We start from the raw sequence: 21,473 nt of genomic DNA, 5'->3' as shown, positions 1-21,473 counted from the left end.
ATTCATCTGATTGAGCAGTTTGGCCGGAACTTAAGAGCACCGGTAGCTGGGATAAAGTTCAGTTACCGGTGATTTTTTTCTGTCCTTTCCGGGTCAAACTTTTGGGATGGTCCGGGGCGACAGGCTGAAAGAACTTTTCTCATAAAGAATGCTTATTTTAGCCGTGTAGTTATGGAACAGGTTAATTTAAAAAAAATTGCTTCCTTGTTAAACCTGTCGGTTAGTACAGCGTCCAAGGCTCTGCGCGACAGCTATGAGATAAGTGATGAAACCAAGCGGAAAGTTCTGAAGCTTGCCAGGGAGCTCAATTATCAACCCAATCCATATGCCAGCAGTCTCCGTAAAGCCCGTAGTAAAACGCTTGCAGTTATTGTACCTGAGATCGCGAATAATTTTTTCGTTTCGGCCATCAACGGAATACAGCGGACAGCCCAGTCAAAGGGCTATCATGTACTGATTTATATCAGCCATGAAAACAGTGAATATGAAAAAGACCTCGTAAACTATCTGGTCAATGGCCGTGTCGACGGAGTCCTCATTTCACTTAGCAAGGGCACTAAGGATGTAGATCATCTGAACAAACTACAGGAGAATGGTAGGCCGGTGGTGATGTTTGATCGAGTAGCAGAAGAAGCGGGTTTTTCAACAGTCACAACCGATGATTTTGAAAGTTCATTTCGGGCGACCGAACATCTGATATCGAGGGGCTGCACCCGGATCGGGCATTGCATGATATCACAAACGCTGTCCATTGGCAACAAACGACTGGAAGGATACAAGGAAGCACTAGAAAAACATGGCATCAGCTTTGATCCATCGCTGGTGGTACATTGTAATATTGACCGGGAGACCGACCTTCCGCTGATACAGACGATGATCACTGAATACAAGCCTGATGGTATTTTCGCTGCCGTGGAATCCCACGCCCTTTGGGTCTATGAAATATGTAAAGAGATGGACCTTCGCATTCCGGGTGATATCAGGGTGATCACCTTTAGTAACCTGGCAACAGCCCATTTGCTGGCTCCATCCTTATCCACCATCACCCAGCCCGCTTTTGAAATTGGACGGGAAGCGGCGCTGCACCTCATAATGTCGTTGGAGAAATCGAAGAGTTACCATAATGAGGATGTTATCATCAAATCTACGTTGATCTGCCGCGATTCCACTTATTAACACCAATTAGTGATATTTATTAATCAGGCGTTTCAGCGAATCAGCTACATCGCCAAACGCTTGAAGCTGATCACAGCGCTCTTGGCGGAGTTATTGACCGCGTTTAGGAATACATAAGCCTTGAATTTTTTATCAGCAGTCTCAACCCATACGCCCGACTCAGCTTTCAGGTCGATTGCACAATTTGGGGCAGTCGAGAAATCAGCTTTTTGAAGATCGGGGTCATCCACGAAGGTGGTGCCAAATTGCAGATAAGCGAGGTTATAATCCTGGAGACCAAACACTTTAACAACCCGGGAATTATTGTTGACGCCTGCTGGCAGCGTTACGCCCGGCAGGTACTTCGGGTCTGCCGAAGGCGCCACCAATGCATGATTAAACGCTCCCGTAGTGTAACTCCGGTATAAGTACACCAGGTCGATTTTAGCTGGATTCCCGGCTGCTTCCGTTGCTGAATAGACTTTCATATCAGCGATGGAAACATACATGGCAGCTCCATCAGTTACAGTCAGTCGTCTCACTATATCCATGTTGGAAATGGTATAAGGCCCCATCTTGTAACTGACGCTTTCACCGTTACTGCTTTTTGCTGAAAAGGTAAAAGAAACGGATTTGCCTTTTGCTTCGGGCGGGATCACGTAATAATACCTGAAAGTGACGGCATTCGTGTCCCTGGTCAGGTTCACGCTGGTAATATTTCCGCTGTTGACTGCAGGAGCGGCTACCGTTATTCCCACGTCCAATCCGCTGGAGTTGGTATAATAGGATTTAGGATCAATATACGTAGCGCTGCTGCCGGCAATCGTTGCTTCCACCTGCGCCGAAATAATTTTACCCCTGGTTGCGGGTATGGCGATAGCATAGGCAAAGTCTATGGTATCGCCCATAATGTTCGGACCTGATTTCCTTTTGATCACATCGTTTTGAAGCGCATCTTTAGGAACAGGTAATTTATATTCCTTTTTCTCGCAACTGCTGATCAGCATGGCTATACAAATAAAAAACAATAAAGATCTCATGTGAAAGACTTAAAGAGGTTTTACAGTAATATTTACAGTATATTCTTTTTTAACGGTACGGTCACCCGAAATAACTGTGTATTTTTTGGGATTTGCCAGGTCTGAGAAATCTGTCAGTCCGGTTATCTTGGGAGTCAGCTTACAATCCTGGGCCAGAGAAAACTGTGGATAAAGGTTCTTCAGATCGGTACCAAATTTCACTTCAACAGCTACGGTTTGTGCAACCGTATCAATCAAAGCCGCCTTTGTCCTTACGGTTACAAAATCTGTTCCCAGCAATTCGAAGTTGCTCACGTAACATTCCCGCCGCGTGGTTATGAGGAGGCCGTCCTCATCGATAGGGTAGTCCTTGAAACACCCGGAGACTACAGGTATAAGGAATATTAAAATAAGTAATAATCTATTAGATTTCATTGTTTTCATTTTTGTGTTCAAATTATCTCCAGGGTATATTTTGAGTCAGTTTTGGATTTCTGTCACGCTCGCCCGGCGGTATCCGGAAAATATAGCACTGTTGAAATGCCAGGTCCGACGCGTTCTGGAAATATCTTTGCTGATTGGCCCCCCAGGTGTCAATGCGCCAAACTCCCGGTCCGCCAACGCCTCCCCAGATCGTCTCCAGTTTTCGCCATCTCCGCAGATCAAAAGCTCGTTGTCCTTCGCCAAGCAGTTCTATAATTCTTTCCTGTTCAATGGCATCGAAGAAATTCTGGTATCCCGAAGTTTTGGAAGAGGCAAGAGGAGGGAGGTTCCCACGATGCCTGACTTTATTTACGCCATCAATGGCAAGCTGTGAGGGAGCTCCGTTTGTAATTTCATTGTCTGCTTCCGCGTACATCAGGTAAACATCTGCCAGGCGCATCACCGGCCAGGCATAATCCCCGTCGGAACGGCCCTGACCGGCATAATTCCGCAGAAATTTTCTAAATACATAGCCCGAGTTGGTCCCATCTGTATTATAACTTATATATTTTATTCCGTCAATAGTAACATTTGTGCTCCAGGTTTTATATATAAAAGGTACCCAACCCGTGGATTTAAGGCTAACCATACCAACGCTCATTTCGTAATCCCACATGATGGAAGATTTCATCCTGTAGTCCCGGTTGGCGTAGCTTTGCGGATTTACCGCTGAGTTTAATTTCGTTCTGGCGCCTGACGTGGATGGATTCGTTGGGATCAGTGGCGGCGCAAAATCCCCGGTGCCGGTCAACTGATATCGATCCGCAATTTCATAGCGCGGGCTGACCCAGCATTGCGATCCTTCATGAGAACGCCCCGCTACATCGCGCATTAGTTCTTCTCCTTGTCCGGTACCTGTTCCCCCATGGGTAAACACCATGATGTTTTCTTTATCTCCGTTGGCTTTGGGGGTAAACAGATAGTAATAATTAGGCAAAATATCAGCTTTTCCGATGGCGTCAATGCTACCCGGAGCGCCATTCATATAAAGCGTAAGTCCGTAATTATTGATGACAGCTTTGAAATCATCCGCGGCTGCCAGGAAAGCGTTAGAAGCTTCCGCGGCGTTTGGGGTAAAACCTTCTAACTCGGGCCAACCGTATTTGTTCCAGCTTGCCCAGAACAGGTTCAGCTTACCACGAAATGCAAGGGCAGCGGGTTTTGCGGCTCTCCCGAAGTCACGTGTGCTGGCAGGGAGTTTCTCAATCGCATAATTAAAATCTGCCAGTATAGAATCCTTTACCTGCTTTATCGGCATCCGGCTGACAGAATCAAAGTCGGAGAGCGCCTGCGGCACCTTGCTGATATAAGGCACATCACCCCACATCGTGATCAGTCTGAAATAAGACATACCCCTGAGAAGGCGAGCCTCACCGATAATCGTTTCCAGGTTACTGACAGAAGAGGCATTTGCCTTTGAAAGCATTTTTTGAACATTTTCAATGACATAATTTGCACGGTCAACGGCGCCGTACAATCCCCTGAAATATCGGTCAAACCCGGCTCCAAAGCCAGATGGATTGTAGTTTCCGCCCTGGTAGGGGTACCAGCTCCGGTCGCCACCCAGACTGGTTCCGCGGGTACGGACAAAGTCTCCCTGACCATCAAAATAATAATCACGGTCGAAGACAATCCTTGCGGCATTATAAGCACCCATCAGCGCTGTGGTTGCGTCATTCTCCGTCTTCCAGAATTCTGATGCCGCCAGCTCTGTTGTGGGTAGCTGATTCAACAAGTTTTTCCGGCACGATCCCAGGATAGCTGAAATGGTCAACCCGGACAGCAGCAAAAAAAGAAACAGAAATATATTTCGAAAGTTATTCATATAAATCGATTTAGAAACCTAATAAAATGGAGAGGTTATATGATCTATTAATCGGGTACAAATCGTTGGCGTTACCCTGCTTTTCAGGATCAAGTCCCCTGTAGCGCGTGAACGTGGTCAGGTTTTCCCCGGAAAAGGCGATTCTCAGACTCTTAGCCGTTATTTTGTTTAACAGTGATGCGGGCAGACTATAACCTACCTGAATGTTTTTCAGTCGGACATAACTCATGTCATCCAGCCAAAAGGTCGTCTGATCCTGATTTCTGCCTGGTCCTCCCAGTTCGGGCCAGGGTGCATCCCGCTTTTCTACCGTCCAGGGATTATTCCAATGGTCCCAGGTCATGGCGTTTCTGGAATTACCGAAATTCAAGTCTTTGTAAATGCTGAGATAGAAGGATTTTCGGCCCGTGGCTCCTGTGAAAAATATGGAGAAATCAACCCCTTTCCAGGCTGCAAACAAGTTCAGAGAACCATAGGTTGTGGGCCTTCCGGATAATACTTTCAATGCTTTTCTATCATTGCCATCAATCCGGCCATCACCGTTCAGGTCTTCATATAACAAGTCACCCGGACCGGCACCCTGCGGCGTTGCCTTGTACACATCGTTCCAGGTCTGGGCTATACCCCGGTCGACGTAGGTATATACAAAACCATAGGGCATGTTCAGGAAGGTGGTTCCCCGACCCAGGTACTCATTCCACTTTTCAAGCCTGTTTACATTATAGGATGCGTTGAGCGTCGCTCCGTAATTAAACTGGTTCAGGCGCTCCGCCCATTTCAGGTTCAGTTCAACACCGCGGTTTCTGAGATTTCCGATATTTCTCCTGGGTGCTTTATAGGCGCCCTCCAGGAAGATTGAAATATCGGAAGGCCTCAGCATACCATGTGTGAAGCGGTCGTAATAATCCAGTTCCACCCTGAGCCGATTTTTCAAAAATCCGAGATCCAACCCTGTGTTAAAGACCTTGGTCGATTCCCAGGTCAGCTCCCGGTTAATAAGTTGCGAATAGGTCATACCCATCGCAATATTGTTATTGATCATATAGTGAGCCGCGTCAAGGGTTTCCTGCTGCTCAAACCGACCCACACCGCTATTGTTTCCGAGGGCTCCATAGGAGACTCTCAGTTTTCCGTCACTAATCACCTGCTTCAAAAAGTTCAGAAATTTTTCCTCGGTGAACCGCCACCCGAAAGCAGCAGAGGGAAAGAAGCCGTATTGGCTTCCTTTCAGAAACTTCGACGAGCCATCTACACGAAAATTCCCCTCCAGGAGATATTTGTTAAACGCGGTGTAATTTAACCGGCTGATATATGAACGCAGTCCTTCCGAGTTTGAATTTCCACGCGCGGACTGAATGGTTGTCAGCGCCGCATCAATTTCGGTTAGAGAAGGGTGGATGCGATCATTCCGGGATGCACCCAGATACCTGTTAAACCAATATTCTTCGCTGTAAACAACCAGAGCGCTTACATCGTGGTTCTCTCCAAAGGCATGGTGATAATTTAACCTCGCGTTGAACATTGTTTTAAACCCGTTCCAGTCGCCATTGGAGACGCCGGCGTTATCACCAACATAAACGCGGCTGCCAAAGGAATTGGTCTGGAAATTATAAGCCCTGTTGGGAATATTCGCATTTACTTGAAACTGATTGTAATAATTGAGATAATATTCTACAGAACCAACCAGCTCCTTGACAGGCTCCCATTGTAAATACATGCTTCCCTGTCCTTCCTGCCTTTTCTGCCGTGTAAGCATAGTCGTGTATACGGTATACGGATTGTAGGCCTGCGGATCTTCATTGTAGGCCATTACCCCGCCGTAATAACCCGTAACAGGATCGTAGGGTGTGATACCGGCAATAGCATAACGCATGTCGAACCCGGCGGTATTAGAGGAGTTCGGATCCGTAAACCCGTCCAGCAATGCAAACGTGTACCTCGAAGCGTTTCCAAATAATTTGATACCGGTCTTTATATTTTTCCGGATCTTGTAATCGAAATTGATCCGGGCATTGTACTGATCGTAATCGTTGTTGATCTGAAGCCCTTTTTCATTTTTGTAACCTACAGACATATAGAAATTAGAGACGTCATTTCCTCCGTTTGCAGACATGTTGTAATTCTGAAATGTACCATCTCTAAGGATAACATTCCACCAATCGGTGTTGGGATAGCGCAGGGGATCGATCATCCCTTTGGCCATCCATTCGTCAATCGTACCATTTTTGAAATAAAAGTTTGCCGGAAGCGTATTTGCCGCCGCCCTCCGTTGATGCAGGGTCAGGGCCCGCGGGTAATCGGCCATAAAACCAAACGGTTTGGTGGGCTTGGTGACTGCAAGATTACTGGAGAAAGTCAGGGCGGTCTTTTTCTGACCTGAACCCGACTTTGTGGTAACCAGGATAACACCGTTGGCGGCACGTGAACCGTAAACGGATGCTGCTGTAGCGTCTTTCAGCACTGAGACGCTCTCAATATCATTTATATTAAGCCGGTTGATATCCACATCCGGCATACCATCAACCACAACCAACGGCGAACTGTTGTTCACTGATCCCAGGCCTCTGATAAGCAATGTTGCACCATTCCGGCCCGCCATACCGCTGTTCTGGTTGACGGCCAGGCCGGGTACCATTCCCGACAAAGCAGTGGAAAGACTGGGCAGCGCGCGGGTCGTAACCTTGTCGTCCACTTTTACGGCTGATACGGCTCCGACGAGGTTTACTTTCTTTTGGGTCCCATAACCCACTACCACGACGTCGGTGAGTGCAGTAATTTTGTCCTGCAATACTAAAGGGTAATCACTGTTCGTACCTACCGTAAACACATTCGTTTCATAATTCACGGAACTTACTGTGATCCTGGAACCGGTTGCCGCCCGGATCGTAAAATGACCATTTTCGTCCGTTTGGGTTGCCAGGCCCGATCCGTCCACCGAAACCGTCGCCCCCGGTATGGCCTTGCCGTTCTGATCGAGAACCGTTCCGGTTACCGACCTGGTTTGTGCATGAGCGGAAATTCCCGCAAACAGCAAACAAAAAACAAATAGAAATTCGGCAACAAACAATCGCTGAAGCAATCTCATACAAATTGATTTATAAGATTAAAGCTATATTAATTTCACTTACGCGTAGCCGATACTTATACACATTTTCGAAAACGTTTTCGCTAGTGAAAAGCGCGTCAAGCTTTAATTTGATCCGATAACCGCAGCGTTATATTAATGGGCTGATCAGCAACGTTTTTATCATTTACCTGGTTTTAATCAGCGCTTGTTCGATATCATATATGATATCATCCACATATTCGAGTCCCACTGAAATTCTGATAAGTCCGGGAGTTATTCCAACCAGTCGCTGTTCTTCCCCGGAGAGTTTCGAATGCGTGGTGCTGGCCGGATGGGAGGCAATGCTTCTCGTATCACCCAGATTTGGTGTTAAAGAAATAATTTCCAAGGCATCCATAAATTTTCTGCCAGCTTCAGCGCCACCGATGATTTCAAAGCAGACAATGCCGCCGCCGGCTTTCATCTGTTTACGGGCAATTTCATATTGCGGATGGGAGGGGAGAAAAGGATACTTTACCCACTCGATCATCGGGTTTTGTTCAAGTACCTTCGCCAGTTTCAAAGCATTTTCGCTATGCCGCTGAATTCGTACATCCAGGGTCTCCAGGCTTTTGGTCAGGATCCAGGCATTGAATGCAGAAAGTGCGGGGCCGGCATTCCGGCAGAACAGGTAAATTTCATGGATCAGTTCTTTTCTGCCTGTTACCACACCTCCCAATATACGACCCTGGCCATCCAGCCATTTAGTGGCGGAATGAATGACCAGGTCGGCGCCAAAATCTGCCGGCGTCTGCAGGATGGGTGTCGCAAAACAATTATCCACGTTATAAATGATCTGGTGTTTCCGGCAGAAATTTCCTGCCGCTTCGAGATCTATGATCTCAAGCTGTGGATTGGTAGGCGTTTCCAGGTATAACATCCTGGTGTTCGGCTTGACGGCAGCGTCCCATTCTGCGATGTTTCCGGCGTCAACCAGGCTATACTCTATGCCATACCTGCTCAGGAATTTGGTTACAACGGTATTGGTCCCGCCAAACATAGACCGGCAGCAGATCAGGTGATCACCGGCTTTAAGAAGCGCCATAAACGAACTGAAGACCGCGGCCATCCCGCTTGCAACAGCAAATCCCGCCTCACATTTTTCGAGTGCGGCCATCTTTGCTGCAAATTCATCAACGGTCGGATTGCTGTAGCGGCTGTAAATAAAGTCATCGGTTTCATCGGCAAAAGCAGCTCGCATTTCCTCTGCTGTTTTGAATGCGAAACTGCTCGTCAGGTATATCGGTGTGGAATGCTCCATATACTGAGAGCGTTCCGTCTGGGTTCTGATTGCTATAGTTGAAGGATGTAATTTTCTATCTGCCATTTTGTTGATTTTAAATATTTGAGAATTGAAGAACATGTGGTGCAGGTAAAAATCCTGACCAGAAACAGACAATCGGGTTAGCCCCGTCAAATTTTAAGGTGATTTTAGTCCGGGGTTTGAAACAGGCCTGGACAACATCGAAAAGGCAGGTGTGAAAAATATACCGGGTTGTAGAACGATTTCATCAGGATACGACGGGATTTTGAATAATGACTTTTGTATCGATAACCGCTCCGGCGCGAACCAGGGTGATGGCCACCGAGCAATATTTGTTCATCGAGATTTCAACAGCGCGTTTGGCTTTATCTTCATCCACATTGCCGGAGATCTCATAGATTATTTCAATGTGTTTCCACAGGGAAGGTTCAACGCCCTGCTCTTTTTCTCCGTAAACGGTCACCTTAAAATCCGTGATTTCCTGTCGTTGTTTCTTAAGTATGCTGATCACATCGATGCTGGAGCATCCTGCAAGGGCATTTAATAATAATTGGCCGGGTCTGGCGCCGTATTCCTGTCCCCCCATTTCCGGGTTAGTATCCATTTTCACAACTGTTCCATTCTCATTGATTGTGTCGAACCCGTAATCGCCCTGAACTCTTTTTAATGTAACCGTAACCGCCATTTTATGTGTTAATTTATACGTTTTCAATGGTCACCTGCCTACCGGTTTACCTGCCGAAGGTAGGCAGGCAGGCATGGAATACGCCAGATGATCATCCGTGCTTTGTAAGCAATTTCTTGCTTGTGGCTGTTTCCTGTTTTTTTGAAGACTCAAAAATATCTGAATTGCCTGATTTTTCCTAATCAGTGAGGATTAAATTGTCAATTAACCGCACGCCGCCAATCCAGGCAGCCACGATCGCTATCAGGGGTGTGCTCCCATCCCAATTGTCAGGCACTTCCAGATTTTCAGCCCTGACTACGTCCAAATAATCGGTCTCAATATGCTTATTACTCAGCATGAACCTAAGTACATTGAGACGCTGCTGAAGATGCTCACCCCGGTCAAAGGCCTGTTTGAGTGTACCCAGTGCAACAAAAAGCACCGGGGCTTTTTCACGATCTTTGTGCGACAGTCTTAAATTCCTGCTGCTCATCGCCAGCCCATCAGGCTCGCGTCGGGTTGGAACAATATGCATTCGGATCTGCTGAAAAGCAGGCGTGGTATGTATGAGTCGCTTTACGACCAGGCACTGCTGGTAATCCTTTTGGCCGAAAAACACGTGGTCCGGCCGGATAATACCGAAGAGTCTGTCCAAAACCTGGCACACACCCTGAAAATGGCCAGGCCTGTAGGCTCCCTCAAAAACCTGTTCGAGCCTGCCCAACGGATAAATCTTCCGCGACTTAAAACCTTCGGGATACACTTCACCGGCATCGGGGTAAAAAATAGCATCACAACGTTCGCCGGCCAGCAATGCAATGTCCTTCTCCAGGGTTCTGGGATACTTTTCAAGGTCATTCTTGTCGTTAAACTGCGTTGGGTTCACGAAAATGCTGACGATCACGACGCCGTTTAGCTGGGCCGCTTCCCGGACAAGATCCAGGTGCCCCTGATGCAGCGCACCCATCGTTGGAACAAAGGAAATAGGGATACCGGCGGAACGCTGGGTATCTACAAATCTTTGAATATCATCACGTTTTTTGAAGAGTCTCACGGGTGCAAAATAGAATAATATGATCAGTTTTAGGCTAATATGCATAAAAAATCGTAACTTTGCAACCTTTAAATAGCAGGAACAGCATGTCCACCAAGAAAAGAATTTTATTTATTGCCAACGAAATGTCCCCTTACCTTGAGTTGACAGAATTTTCAGAAACGGTAAATAAACTGGCAATCAAAGCCAATGAGAACGGCTTTGAAGTTCGTTGCATCATGCCGCGCTTTGGGACAATCAACGAACGGAGGCACCGCTTGCATGAAGTGGTAAGGCTTTCGGGAATTAACGTCACCGTTGATAACGATGATATGCCCCTGCAGATCAAGGTAGCTTCGTTACCAAATGCCAGACTCCAGGTTTATTTTCTGGAAAATGATGAGCTTTTTAAGCGGAAATTCCTTTTTCATGATGAGAATGATAAATGGTTTGCCGACAATGATCTCCGCACCGTATTTTATTCCAAAGGCGCGTTGGAAACGGTTAAGAAATTCGGATGGTCGCCTGATGTCATTCATTGCAGCGGATGGATGACTGGTTTGATCCCGTTTTATCTGAAGACAGTCTACCGAAAGGAACCCGTGTTTGCGCATAGCAAGGTTATTTACACCATTGGAGAAAATTCTTTTAAAGAGAAGCTGGGCAAAGATTTCATAGCCAAGGCGCTCATTCATCCTTCACTCAAAGAGAAGGACCTTGACGTATTTAAGGAGGGAACGAATGTGGCTATGATGCGGGGCGGTGCTACATTCGCAGATGCCATTAGTTTTGGTTCTGCTCATGTAGATAAAAAACTGGTTGCAGAGTTTACAAAAGTGAAAGGTAAGAAGACCCTGCCTTTTAAAGAAGATTCTGATTTAACAGAGTATTTACAACTCTATCACGATCTTGCAGACTAATTGTTCAAAAAGCATCAATCAACTACCTATTTGTGAAAAGATACTTTGTTCCCGGTCTGGTAATTCTCATTGCGCTGACCAGTTTTTTTTCCTGTAAAAAAGTGAATCTCGCATCAGATGTAGGTCTGGGGGTAATACCGGAAGTCGACAATATTCACACCTTTGATACGACACTTGAAGTATCTGCCTTTAATCATATATTTACTGCCGCCAATGACAGTTTCCATGTGTATGGTGCTTACGAACAGTTTTTGGGGGTGATCACCAATGATCCGTTGTTTGGAAAAACGGACGCCAGGATGTATTTCAATGTCAGCCTTCCGCACGAGAAATTTGCTTTCCAGAATGTTCCGGGAAAAGTGGTGCTCGATTCGGTTGTTCTGATCATGAATTACCTGGAAACATACGGTGATACCAGCATGCCCCAAACGATCAGGGTGTCTGAACTGGCACAATCGAACAATTTCCGTCTCGATACGAATTATACGATCAGGAAGAGTGACTGGGTTACTTCGGGTGAACTCGGAAGTAAGACGATCGTACCGTTTACGCTGCGGGACTCTGTCAGGATCAGTGCGGCCGGCAGAAAAGCGGAAGAAGACAGCGCTACATCTCATCAGCTCAGAATCCGGTTGAGCGACGCATTCGGCAACCGCCTATTAAGCTATGACACTACGGGGTCCCTCAATGCATTTGTCAATGACTCTGTCTTCAATCATTTTTTCAAAGGATTTGAATTACGTTCTGTAAGTGGCGGAAACGCGATTTTGGGCTTTAATCTGCCTCCGGTTGGTTCTGCCGAGGCGGGTGGGAGTAAGCTGGCAGTCTATTACCGATACGAAGACAAAACCACCGCCGGTAAATTGGATGCGACAGTTCAGTATTTCCGGGTTGCACCACGACCGGTAGCGAATTACATTTCGCGGGACTACACGGGAACGCAGGTGGCGGCGACTTCTGATGATGCTGTGCCCGATAACCTGGTATATATACAGGGTACCCCGGGAACCTACGCAACTTTGAAAATACCTGGAATTAAGAATCTAAAAAACAGCATTATTCACCTGGCTGAATTGCAGATGCAGTCGGTTTATGATCAGCAGGATACTTTGTTCAGTGAACCCAAGGCTTTGTTCCTGGATGCTTACAATCCCACAAGCTCCAAATATATGACCATTCCAGGGGCAGTACAAGTGTCTGGGCAGGGGACATTCGGAGGTGCTCCTTTTGTCATTAATAATTATGGATCATTCGGTTCTTATCCCGCCCGGGCTTCAGATCTGGCAGGTAAAAGTATCCGGCAATGGCGGTTTAACCTGACGAGGTATGTCCAGGAAGTTGTTACCAAAATTCTGCCTACCGATTACGATCTTCGACTTTACGCGCCTGCGCATATCCTGTTGGCTAACGGCAATTCAAACCAATCGAGCCTGAGCCCTGTAACCGTGCAGCCTCTTTCCATAGTCAGTCCGGGTAAGGGTCGCGTACGCCTCGGCGGAGGACAGCACAGTTCGCAAAAAATGAAACTGCGTATTGTGTACTCGAAGCTATAGAACTTCCTGGGGGGCTTTTCAACCTGGGTTTAAGGGCAAGATTGCGGTTGGGCGGAATCTATAGCGCTCTTTTTCGGCAATACTGTATATTTGCACCCGTTATTATTAACCCAAATTTGTTTTATTACCTATGTCTTATTTATTTACTTCCGAAAGTGTTTCTGAAGGGCATCCTGATAAAGTTGCCGATCAGATCTCAGACGCTTTGATTGATAATTTTATCGCATTTGACCCGCAATCAAAAGTAGCCTGCGAAACGCTGGTGACCACGGGTCAGGTTGTATTGGCCGGAGAGGTGAAATCGAAAGCTTACCTGGACGTGCAGGATATTGCGCGCCAAGTGATCCGGGATATCGGTTATACCCGGAGTGAATATATGTTCGAAGCGCATTCCTGTGGCGTACTTTCTGCCATTCATGAGCAGTCATCTGATATCAACCAGGGTGTTGAAAGAACGAATAAAGAAGATCAGGGAGCGGGTGACCAGGGTATGATGTTTGGTTACGCTACCAATGAAACGCCTAATTATATGCCGTTGGCGCTTGATCTGGCTAATAAATTACTGGTTGAGTTGGCTGCCATTCGCAGGGAAGGCAAGAAGATGACTTATTTGCGTCCCGACTCCAAGAGCCAGGTTACGCTGGAATACAATGACAATAATAAACCGGTTCGGGTTGACGCCATCGTGATCTCGACCCAGCATGATGACTTTGACTCAGAGGCGAAAATGCTGGCAAAGATCAAGAGTGATGTGTTGGAAATACTGATCCCCCGCCTTCTTAGAAAATATCCCCGGTATAAGAAATTTTTTAAAGATAAAGTCAAATATCATATCAATCCTACCGGTAAATTCGTTATTGGCGGGCCTCATGGCGATACGGGCCTTACAGGAAGAAAAATTATAGTGGACACCTATGGTGGCAAAGGCGCTCATGGTGGTGGAGCTTTTAGTGGCAAAGACCCCAGCAAGGTAGACAGAAGCGGTGCTTATGCAACCCGGCATATTGCCAAGAACCTTGTAGCGGCAGGTGTATGTGATGAAGTGCTGGTGCAGGTTTCCTATGCAATTGGCGTAGCGCAGCCCACAAGTATCAACGTGAACACCTACGGTACGGCAAGGGTGGATATGGCCGATGGTGAGATCAGCGCTATCGTAGCGGAACTGTTTGATATGCGTCCTTATTTTATTGAACAAAGATTAAAATTGCGCAGTCCAATCTATAGGGAGACCGCCACATACGGGCATATGGGGCGCGACAATGAAGTGGTTGAAAAATCGTTCACATCACCCGATGGTAAGACGATTACGAAAAAAGTGGAACTCTTTACCTGGGAGAAACTGGATCATGTAGGCAAGATCCAGAAAGCATTCGGGTTAAAATAATTGTCGCCTCTTCAAGATATCAACCGCCTGTTACAGGCGGTTTTTTTATCGGGCATCCCGGGCGAATAAAAAACTTGTAAAACCAACCTCCGGGTATGGTTTTACGGTTAAAAAAAGGTAAATTTGCATACTCCCCCCGCGGGGTTATTCTTTATAGTTTTTGATCAGTAATATTAATGGAAGAGAACCAGGAACCACTGGAAACGCAGGATGACAACCGCGTGATTCCGGTGAATATAGAAGAGCAAATGAAAACTGCTTACATTGACTATTCAATGAGTGTCATTGTGGGCAGGGCATTACCTGATGTGAGGGATGGCCTTAAACCCGTTCACCGTCGCATTCTTTATGCGATGAATGAACTGGGGTTGAATTCAAACCGCCCGTATAAAAAATCTGCCCGCGTGGTCGGGGAGGTTTTGGGTAAGTATCATCCGCATGGAGACAGTTCGGTATATGATGCCATGGTTCGTATGGCCCAGGAATGGAGCATGCGATATACCCTGGTAGATGGTCAGGGTAACTTTGGGAACCAGGATGGTGATGGTCCGGCGGCCATGCGTTACACGGAGGCCCGCCTTGAGAAGCTGGCCGAGCATATGCTGCATGATATTGAAAAGGAGACGGTCGATTTCCAGCCCAACTTTGATGATTCTGAAAAAGAACCTTCGATCCTGCCTACGCGTATACCGCAGTTGCTGGTGAATGGTTCGAGTGGTATCGCGGTGGGAATGGCCACCAATATGATGCCTCATAATTTATCGGAGGTGATTGATGGTTGTGTGGCCTATATCGAAAACAATGCCATTACGATTGATGAATTAATGCAATATGTAAAGGCGCCCGATTTTCCAACCGGCGGAATTATTTACGGGATGGAAGGCGTGAAAGCCGGAATGCATACCGGTCGCGGTAGGGTAGTGGTGAGGGGAAAGGTTAGGGTGGATACCAAGCCAAGCGGCCGGGAACAGATTGTTATTTCTGAAGTGCCTTACCAGGTAAACCGGGATGCGCTGACAAACCGCATCGGGGAACTGGTCAACAATAAGATCATTGAAGGGATTGCCCACGTTAACAATGAATCCAATAATAAGGAAGGTACCCGGATCGTGATCGACCTGCGCAGGGATGCCATTGCCAATGTGGTCATTAACCAGATCTATAAACACACGGATCTGCAAACTTCTTTTGGCATCAACAACGTGGCCATTGTGAAAGGCCGGCCGAGGACCCTAAACTTGAAGGACCTGATCAGCGAGTTTGTGGAGTTCAGGCATGAAGTCGTAACGCGCCGGACGCAATTTGAACTGAAAGAAGCTGAGAAAAGGGCGCATATCCTGCAGGGCTACCTGATTGCATTGGATCACCTGGATGAAGTGATCCGGCTTATTCGTAATTCGACAACGCCGGAAATTGCCCGGGAGAATCTGATCAATGCGGGATGGGGTCTGGATGAAGTGCAGGCAAAAGCCATCCTCGAACTGAGGTTGCAGCGGCTTACCGGTATGGAGCGGGATAAGATCAGGCAGGAATTTGACGAGCTGGTGAAACTGATCGCTTCCCTCAAAGAGATCCTGTCGGATATTTCTCTGCGGTATAGCATCATCAAGACCGAGTTACTTGAAATAAAGCAGAAATTCGGAGATGCCCGCAAGACAGAGATTACGTACCGCGATGACGAAGTGTCTATCAAAGATCTGATTAAAGATGAGGATGTCGTGATCACTATTTCGCATTTGGGATATATCAAAAGAACGCCGGCGGATGAGTACCGGGCGCAGCGTCGCGGCGGCAGGGGCGTACGGGGTGGTGCTACAAGAGATGAAGATTACATTGAACATCTGTTTGTTGCTTCCACACATCACACCTTGTTGTTCTTTACGGAAAAGGGCAGGTGTTACTGGTTGAACGTATATGAAATTCCCGATGGGGAAAAGAATGGGCGTGGACGTGCAATTCAGAACCTGATGCAATTGCCGACTGATGATAAGATCCGGACCGTCATCGACGTAAAAGACCTGAAGGATGCGGAATTCGTAAACAGCCATAATATTCTGTTGTGCACAAAGAGGGGGATTATTAAAAAGACGGCATTGACTGATTTCAGCAGGCCCAGACAGACGGGTGTAAACGCGATCACCATTCAGGAGGGGGATGAGTTACTGGAAGCGAGGTTGACGGATGGCCATTGTGAGGTTATGATGGCGGTGAAAAGCGGTCGGGCTATCCGGTTCTCGGAGGATAAAGTCAGGGCGACGGGCCGGGGAGCGATCGGTGTGATTGGTATTGAGGTCGATGATAAGGAAGATGAAGTGGTGGGAATGATCTGCGTGAGCGCTGATCCCTCCCAGACGAACTCCGTCCTGGTAGTAAGCGAAAAAGGTTATGGCAAGCGGACGAAGGTTGATGAATACCGGTTTACAAACCGTGGCGGGAAGGGGGTTAAAACCATTAACATTACGGATAAAACGGGCAGGCTGGTCGGGCTGCTGGCCGTTGAGGAGACCGAGGATTTGCTGATCACTTGTAAGAGCGGGATCATCATCCGGATGCCGGTAAATGGTATCAGTGAGCAGGGCAGGGCCACCCAGGGCGTAAAACTTATCCGTGTGGATGAGGGGGATGAAATTGCAGCCATTACGAAAGTGGCTGAGCAGGAAGACAATGGAGATGAAAATCAGGAAAATGATGCAAATCATGTCCAGTCTGAAAAAAATGACGCAACTTTGAATAATAATGATCCGTCTTCTGACCATGGAGGTGATCTGTCCGCTTCCGAGAATCAAAACGGGGCGGATTAAACAGAAAGACTGAAAAAAATCATCAATGAATCTTAAAGGATTTTACCGGGCATTGGAACAGGAACCGGAGAATTGTTTAATGTTTGTTTATGATGCCATTAAGAAAAAAAAATAAATCAATCAAGCATGAAAAAAATTTATTTATCCGGATGCCTGGTTCTATTTGCGGCGTTCTCTTTTGCCCAGAAATACGATGATATAAAAGGAGCAATTGCGCTGGGACAAACCGCCAAGGCAAAAGAACTGCTGGATAAGAACGGAAACGAAAAATTCTATTCCAAGCCGGAAGGGTACATGGTAAAATCTGCTATCTTCAGTAGTTTATCGCTGGATAGCTCAAAAGCGGCGCAGGCGGATGCCAACAGGGAGACTGCGTTTGAAGCGTTTCAGAAAACCAGGGAAATGGATCCGGGATTAAAGGCGATGGAGGACCCCATTCTAAAGAACGGGCCGTTTAATCTCTACGCATCCTATTTCAACGCCGGAGTGGCAGATATCAACGCCAAATCTTATGAACCGGCTTACGAGAAATTTAAGAAAGTGGTAAATCTTTCCGATGTATTAATCGAAAAGAAGATTCTGCAGTTCCCAACTGATACGAACGCGTTGTTTTATGCGGGAATTCTTGCGGAGACCACCAAACATCCGGAAGAAGCGTTGAAATACAATACCAGGCTGGCAGACCTTAAGGTAGTGGGGCCGAACTATGAATCTGTTTACCAGAGTTTGGTACGTTATTACGCGATGAAGAATGATGATGCAAACTTTGAGAAATACAGGGCCTTAGGTAAGTCTTTGTATCCAAAGAGTGAATTTTTCACTTATAACAAATTGGATTTCGCGATTGGAGCCAGTGGTAGTTTTGATGAAAAGATTGCCAATCTCGAAAAGATCATAGCATCAAATCCCAATGACTATACTTCTCAGCTTGCGCTTGGGGAGGCGGTGTTTGATACGCTGAATAGCCATAAAGAAGGAGCGGTAAGGCCGTCGAACTATGATGCACTCGAAGTAAAGATGCTGGCTGCGTTGAACAAAGCATCGTCTATCAAGCCGGATGAGATGCAACCCATTTTGTTGCTGGGCGAACACTATATGAATAAGGCGGAGTATATTGGTGACAAGATGCGGCCTGTTGAAACTGAAGTGATCAAGAAGGGAGCGAAAGCAACGCCGGCTGACAAACAGAAGTTGGCTGAGATTAAGAAGACCTATGATGCGGCTTATGACTTATCGAGGGATAATTTTGAAAAAGCTGCAGATATGTTTGGGAAAAAGGGCACGCTGGATGCCAATCAAAAACGTCAGTACCGGATTATTGTCGGGAACCTGGCTCAATATTATTCGTACAAAAGAGAGGGTGCCAAAGGCGCTGAATTGAACAAGGTGATCGCAACCGAAAAGAAATATAATGATCTGTATGATCAGTTGAGGAAATAGTCTATCCTTTGAGTTTTTTGAGAACCACGCTGAATCGGCGTGGTTTTTTTGTGGGGGTAATTGTCCTGGGGTATATTACTGATTTTATGAGAAATGTGGCAGTTGCCTGGGATTAATGATGAGCAGCGCGCAGGAGTCATTTGCGGCCTTGATTGCAATAGGGGCGACTTGGAAAAGGGGATTAGAGGTTGTTAACGCAGAATCATCGTGTCGATAAGGTGTAAGGATTTAAATTTTCTATTTAACATAATATAAATTATAGGACAAAACGAACAATCGCTGCGGAAGCTTGGTAAGCCATTTGTCAGCTATAATGTATATTATGTGCGCGCTCCGTTATACTACACTACGCTTGTCCTACGGGTAAAACATACGAACTAAAAAATCAAGGCAAAAAATGGAAAATTTGTGTAGATTTGTTACCTGTACTTTAGAGTTAGCGACGAGTATAGAAGACTACATTCTTTTAAAATATAGTTTCGTATCCGAAACAAAAGAAGCTGAATTTAAAGGTTACTTTGACAGTTGAATTTGCGATGTCCTTAGTTGGAGTAATGACGTTCTTCTCATTGGCAACAATGGCAATAATTCAAAACTTTACGACTATGTTAAATAAAATAAAAAGTATAGTAGTTGGGGTAGCTCTCGTGGGGGGAACGGTTTCCATACTCCATACTATAAGACATTGGAAACAACTATAATTGTAATCTGAATTTAGTGCAGAGAGCTGGGGGTTCGAGTCCCCCACTCCCCACCAATCGACGCTAATTAAACTTACACACTTTATGAGACAGTGTCAATTTTTCTTTTAAACCAGATACAACACCCTTTTCATCGCATAACTATATCCCTATATTTGCATCTAACTGCTACCTAACATAATGTTCTTAACTCCTCGAAACTGCAAAAAGGATCTTTGGGTTGAATCCTACCAAAATTCAGGCCATGCGAAATCCTAGATTTTTTCGCCTGATGACTCTTCCCTGCGGGCTAGAATCTTTATGGAGAGCATCGGAACCAAGTACTTGCACTCTCACTACCCCCGAGTAGTAAATGAATTTATCTTCCACTTGTTTTACCCAAATATTTACATATCTTCGTAAGTAGTGTACTAACTATTATTAACGTGTAATTTGATTTTTGATAATTGCATAGCCGCAGTGAAATTGAAATTGTATGAATACCAAAACTTCAAATGTTCTCGGGAAATTCTGGATATAACATATGATACTTTGGCTTGTGAGCCGGGTGATGAGCGGGGCAAAAAGAGACAGTTGATTGAGGAGAAATAACCATTTCGGTATAAACCAGTTTACATGCTCCGGGGTAAGATACATTTTCGCTTATTTGAAAGTTGCCAGTTGTAATGAGATGCCAGAAGAAATAATCAACCAATTGGGATTTCAGTTTGACGCGGCCCTCCATGTGCAAGGGAGGCTATCGATTGCCGATCTTTTTCCCAAATCCAAAAACCGTTGTGGAATTTATTTGCTCAACTTCTCCGATGACACTTTTTACATCGGCCAAGCGATTGATGCCGTAAAGCGGTTCTCCCAACATAGGAAGAACTATGACAATATTATGAGGTTTTGGTTTCAATCAATAAAAAAGGAAAATCTGAATGAGGTTGAACAAAGACTTATTCGCGAGGCAGAACTTCAAGGACTTTTACTAACTAATAAAACTTTCGTATCAAACATTATTGGTGATACCGATCTCGATCTAATTGTTTTACCAACTGAACAAGAGAATTGGCTCAGAAACGATAGTGAAATTTCAAATGATGGGTACGATTTGTATCATATGGTTGAGGCAAAACATAAGATCAAATACCGTCAAAACTTTGATAAATTAAAACAGGTAGAACATTATCCGCAGTTCAAACAGATTCTAACCGTATATATTAAAAAGTGCTTACCTGCATTTAAGAAAACAGAACTATCGTTTTGGGCGTTGAGTTGTATGCCATCGACAAATATTGCCACGTATCCAAGATATTTTTGCCTAAATGTAAATGCAATGGAAGTTTTAGTTTTGGGCTATGAACGCAAAACGAATAAACCGTTCAGTTTTGTCATTCTAACAAGTCATTTCTTTGACAATGATGATGAACTTGACCGACTATTTGACAAATACAAAACTTTGGGCGTGGAGAAGTCTGACTATAGGGCCGCTGGTACAGACCAAATGCGTTTCCTTTTTTCAGACTTGAATGAAATTGAGGACATGTTACTAAACGAACCCAAAATTATCAATTCTATCAAATTATTAAATTTAAGGCTTATGCGAAAAGGCGGCACAATTTATTCACCGTTTCATTGTTTTGACTTGGTAAACGATGTTTTAACATAGGCAACTATTTTTTATGGATAACGTACAAAAGAAGGATAAAGCCTCACAGTCATTTATTAAAGCAGTGACGGAGTTTGAAAGTATAGAAAGAATACTGCTTTATTTCAGGGTAAGTAACAATTTAGTTAACGAGAACAGGATAAGATCAATAGCCAAATTAAACGTTTTCAATGAAAAATTGGAGATCCCCTATGTGCTTGATCCCGAACAGGAGAAGGAATTCTTAGAAATAAACTATTATGAGACTACTCTATCAACAATGATGTATATCAAAACTATTGATAATTTTGAAAATTACTTCAAAGACATATTATCAGAAATCGTAATTAACGATCCTAGAGTACTTAAATCAAAGGAAACTGAACAACTTGACTTTATTTTATCCTTTACCGACTATAATACTCCCCGAAATTCAGACCAGAGGGTTAGTTAATAAATTTGTATTAATTTAAACCTCAATTATGAAGAAGC

General features: G+C 45.3%; 15 protein-coding genes. 8 read left to right on the top strand and 7 right to left on the bottom strand.

Annotated elements, in window-relative coordinates; all coding sequences use genetic code 11:
- Positions 1–171 precede the first annotated feature (171 nt).
- Positions 172–1,176 (top strand): LacI family DNA-binding transcriptional regulator, encoded by a 1,005-nt coding sequence (locus AC3WS5_RS14755; RefSeq protein WP_492468170.1) that lies wholly within the window; start codon positions 172–174, stop codon positions 1,174–1,176.
- Between the two features lie 44 nt (positions 1,177–1,220).
- Here the strand turns inward: AC3WS5_RS14755 and AC3WS5_RS14750 are convergent, their stop codons facing one another.
- The 7 genes from AC3WS5_RS14750 to panC form a co-directional block, all read right to left on the bottom strand.
- Positions 1,221–2,195: a DUF4466 family protein gene (locus AC3WS5_RS14750; RefSeq protein WP_492468169.1), complete on the bottom strand. Its 975-nt coding sequence runs from the start codon at positions 2,193–2,195 to the stop codon at positions 1,221–1,223.
- Between the two features lie 9 nt (positions 2,196–2,204).
- Positions 2,205–2,609, bottom strand: coding sequence for an SGBP N-terminal domain-containing protein (locus AC3WS5_RS14745; RefSeq protein ID WP_492468168.1), 405 nt, complete (start codon positions 2,607–2,609; stop codon positions 2,205–2,207).
- A gap of 22 nt (positions 2,610–2,631) precedes the next feature.
- Entirely contained in the window at positions 2,632–4,482 is a 1,851-nt protein-coding gene (locus tag AC3WS5_RS14740) for a RagB/SusD family nutrient uptake outer membrane protein (RefSeq protein WP_492468167.1), read from the bottom strand.
- A 10-nt stretch (positions 4,483–4,492) separates the two neighbouring features.
- On the bottom strand, positions 4,493–7,567 hold the full coding sequence (locus AC3WS5_RS14735) for a SusC/RagA family TonB-linked outer membrane protein (protein WP_492468166.1): 3,075 nt from the start codon (positions 7,565–7,567) through the stop codon (positions 4,493–4,495).
- A 166-nt stretch (positions 7,568–7,733) separates the two neighbouring features.
- Positions 7,734–8,915, bottom strand: a complete 1,182-nt coding sequence (locus AC3WS5_RS14730) for a trans-sulfuration enzyme family protein (protein ID WP_492468165.1) — start codon at positions 8,913–8,915, stop codon at positions 7,734–7,736.
- Between the two features lie 184 nt (positions 8,916–9,099).
- On the bottom strand, positions 9,100–9,537 hold the full coding sequence (locus AC3WS5_RS14725; protein WP_492468164.1) for an OsmC family protein: 438 nt from the start codon (positions 9,535–9,537) through the stop codon (positions 9,100–9,102).
- A gap of 178 nt (positions 9,538–9,715) precedes the next feature.
- Entirely contained in the window at positions 9,716–10,618 is a 903-nt protein-coding gene (gene panC / locus AC3WS5_RS14720) for a pantoate--beta-alanine ligase (protein WP_492468163.1), read from the bottom strand.
- A 14-nt stretch (positions 10,619–10,632) separates the two neighbouring features.
- On the opposite strand from panC, the gene AC3WS5_RS14715 reads away from it, so the two are divergent.
- The 7 genes from AC3WS5_RS14715 to AC3WS5_RS14685 all read left to right on the top strand — a co-directional run bounded on the left by AC3WS5_RS14715 (position 10,633) and on the right by AC3WS5_RS14685 (position 21,435).
- A complete protein-coding gene (locus AC3WS5_RS14715) occupies positions 10,633–11,472 on the top strand; it encodes a glycogen/starch synthase (protein ID WP_492468162.1) in 840 nt (279 codons plus the stop codon).
- A 32-nt stretch (positions 11,473–11,504) separates the two neighbouring features.
- A complete protein-coding gene (locus tag AC3WS5_RS14710; RefSeq protein WP_492468161.1) occupies positions 11,505–13,025 on the top strand; it encodes a DUF4270 domain-containing protein in 1,521 nt (506 codons plus the stop codon).
- Positions 13,026–13,155: 130 nt separating this feature from the next.
- Positions 13,156–14,409 (top strand): methionine adenosyltransferase, encoded by a 1,254-nt coding sequence (metK, locus tag AC3WS5_RS14705; RefSeq protein WP_492468160.1) that lies wholly within the window; start codon positions 13,156–13,158, stop codon positions 14,407–14,409.
- Positions 14,410–14,585: 176 nt separating this feature from the next.
- Positions 14,586–17,210, top strand: coding sequence for a DNA gyrase subunit A (gyrA, locus tag AC3WS5_RS14700; RefSeq protein WP_492468159.1), 2,625 nt, complete (start codon positions 14,586–14,588; stop codon positions 17,208–17,210).
- Between the two features lie 126 nt (positions 17,211–17,336).
- Positions 17,337–18,650 (top strand): hypothetical protein, encoded by a 1,314-nt coding sequence (locus tag AC3WS5_RS14695; protein ID WP_492468158.1) that lies wholly within the window; start codon positions 17,337–17,339, stop codon positions 18,648–18,650.
- A 1,371-nt stretch (positions 18,651–20,021) separates the two neighbouring features.
- Positions 20,022–21,002 (top strand): GIY-YIG nuclease family protein, encoded by a 981-nt coding sequence (locus AC3WS5_RS14690; protein WP_492468157.1) that lies wholly within the window; start codon positions 20,022–20,024, stop codon positions 21,000–21,002.
- 13 nt (positions 21,003–21,015) lie between these two features.
- The gene (locus tag AC3WS5_RS14685) at positions 21,016–21,435 is read left to right on the top strand and encodes a hypothetical protein (protein WP_492468156.1); all 420 of its coding nucleotides are present in this window, start codon (positions 21,016–21,018) and stop codon (positions 21,433–21,435) included.
- Positions 21,436–21,473 lie beyond the last annotated feature (38 nt).

The organism is Niabella sp. CPT15-335-S11 (assembly GCF_058792415.1).
This window is presented reverse-complemented; position numbering and strand designations above follow the sequence as displayed.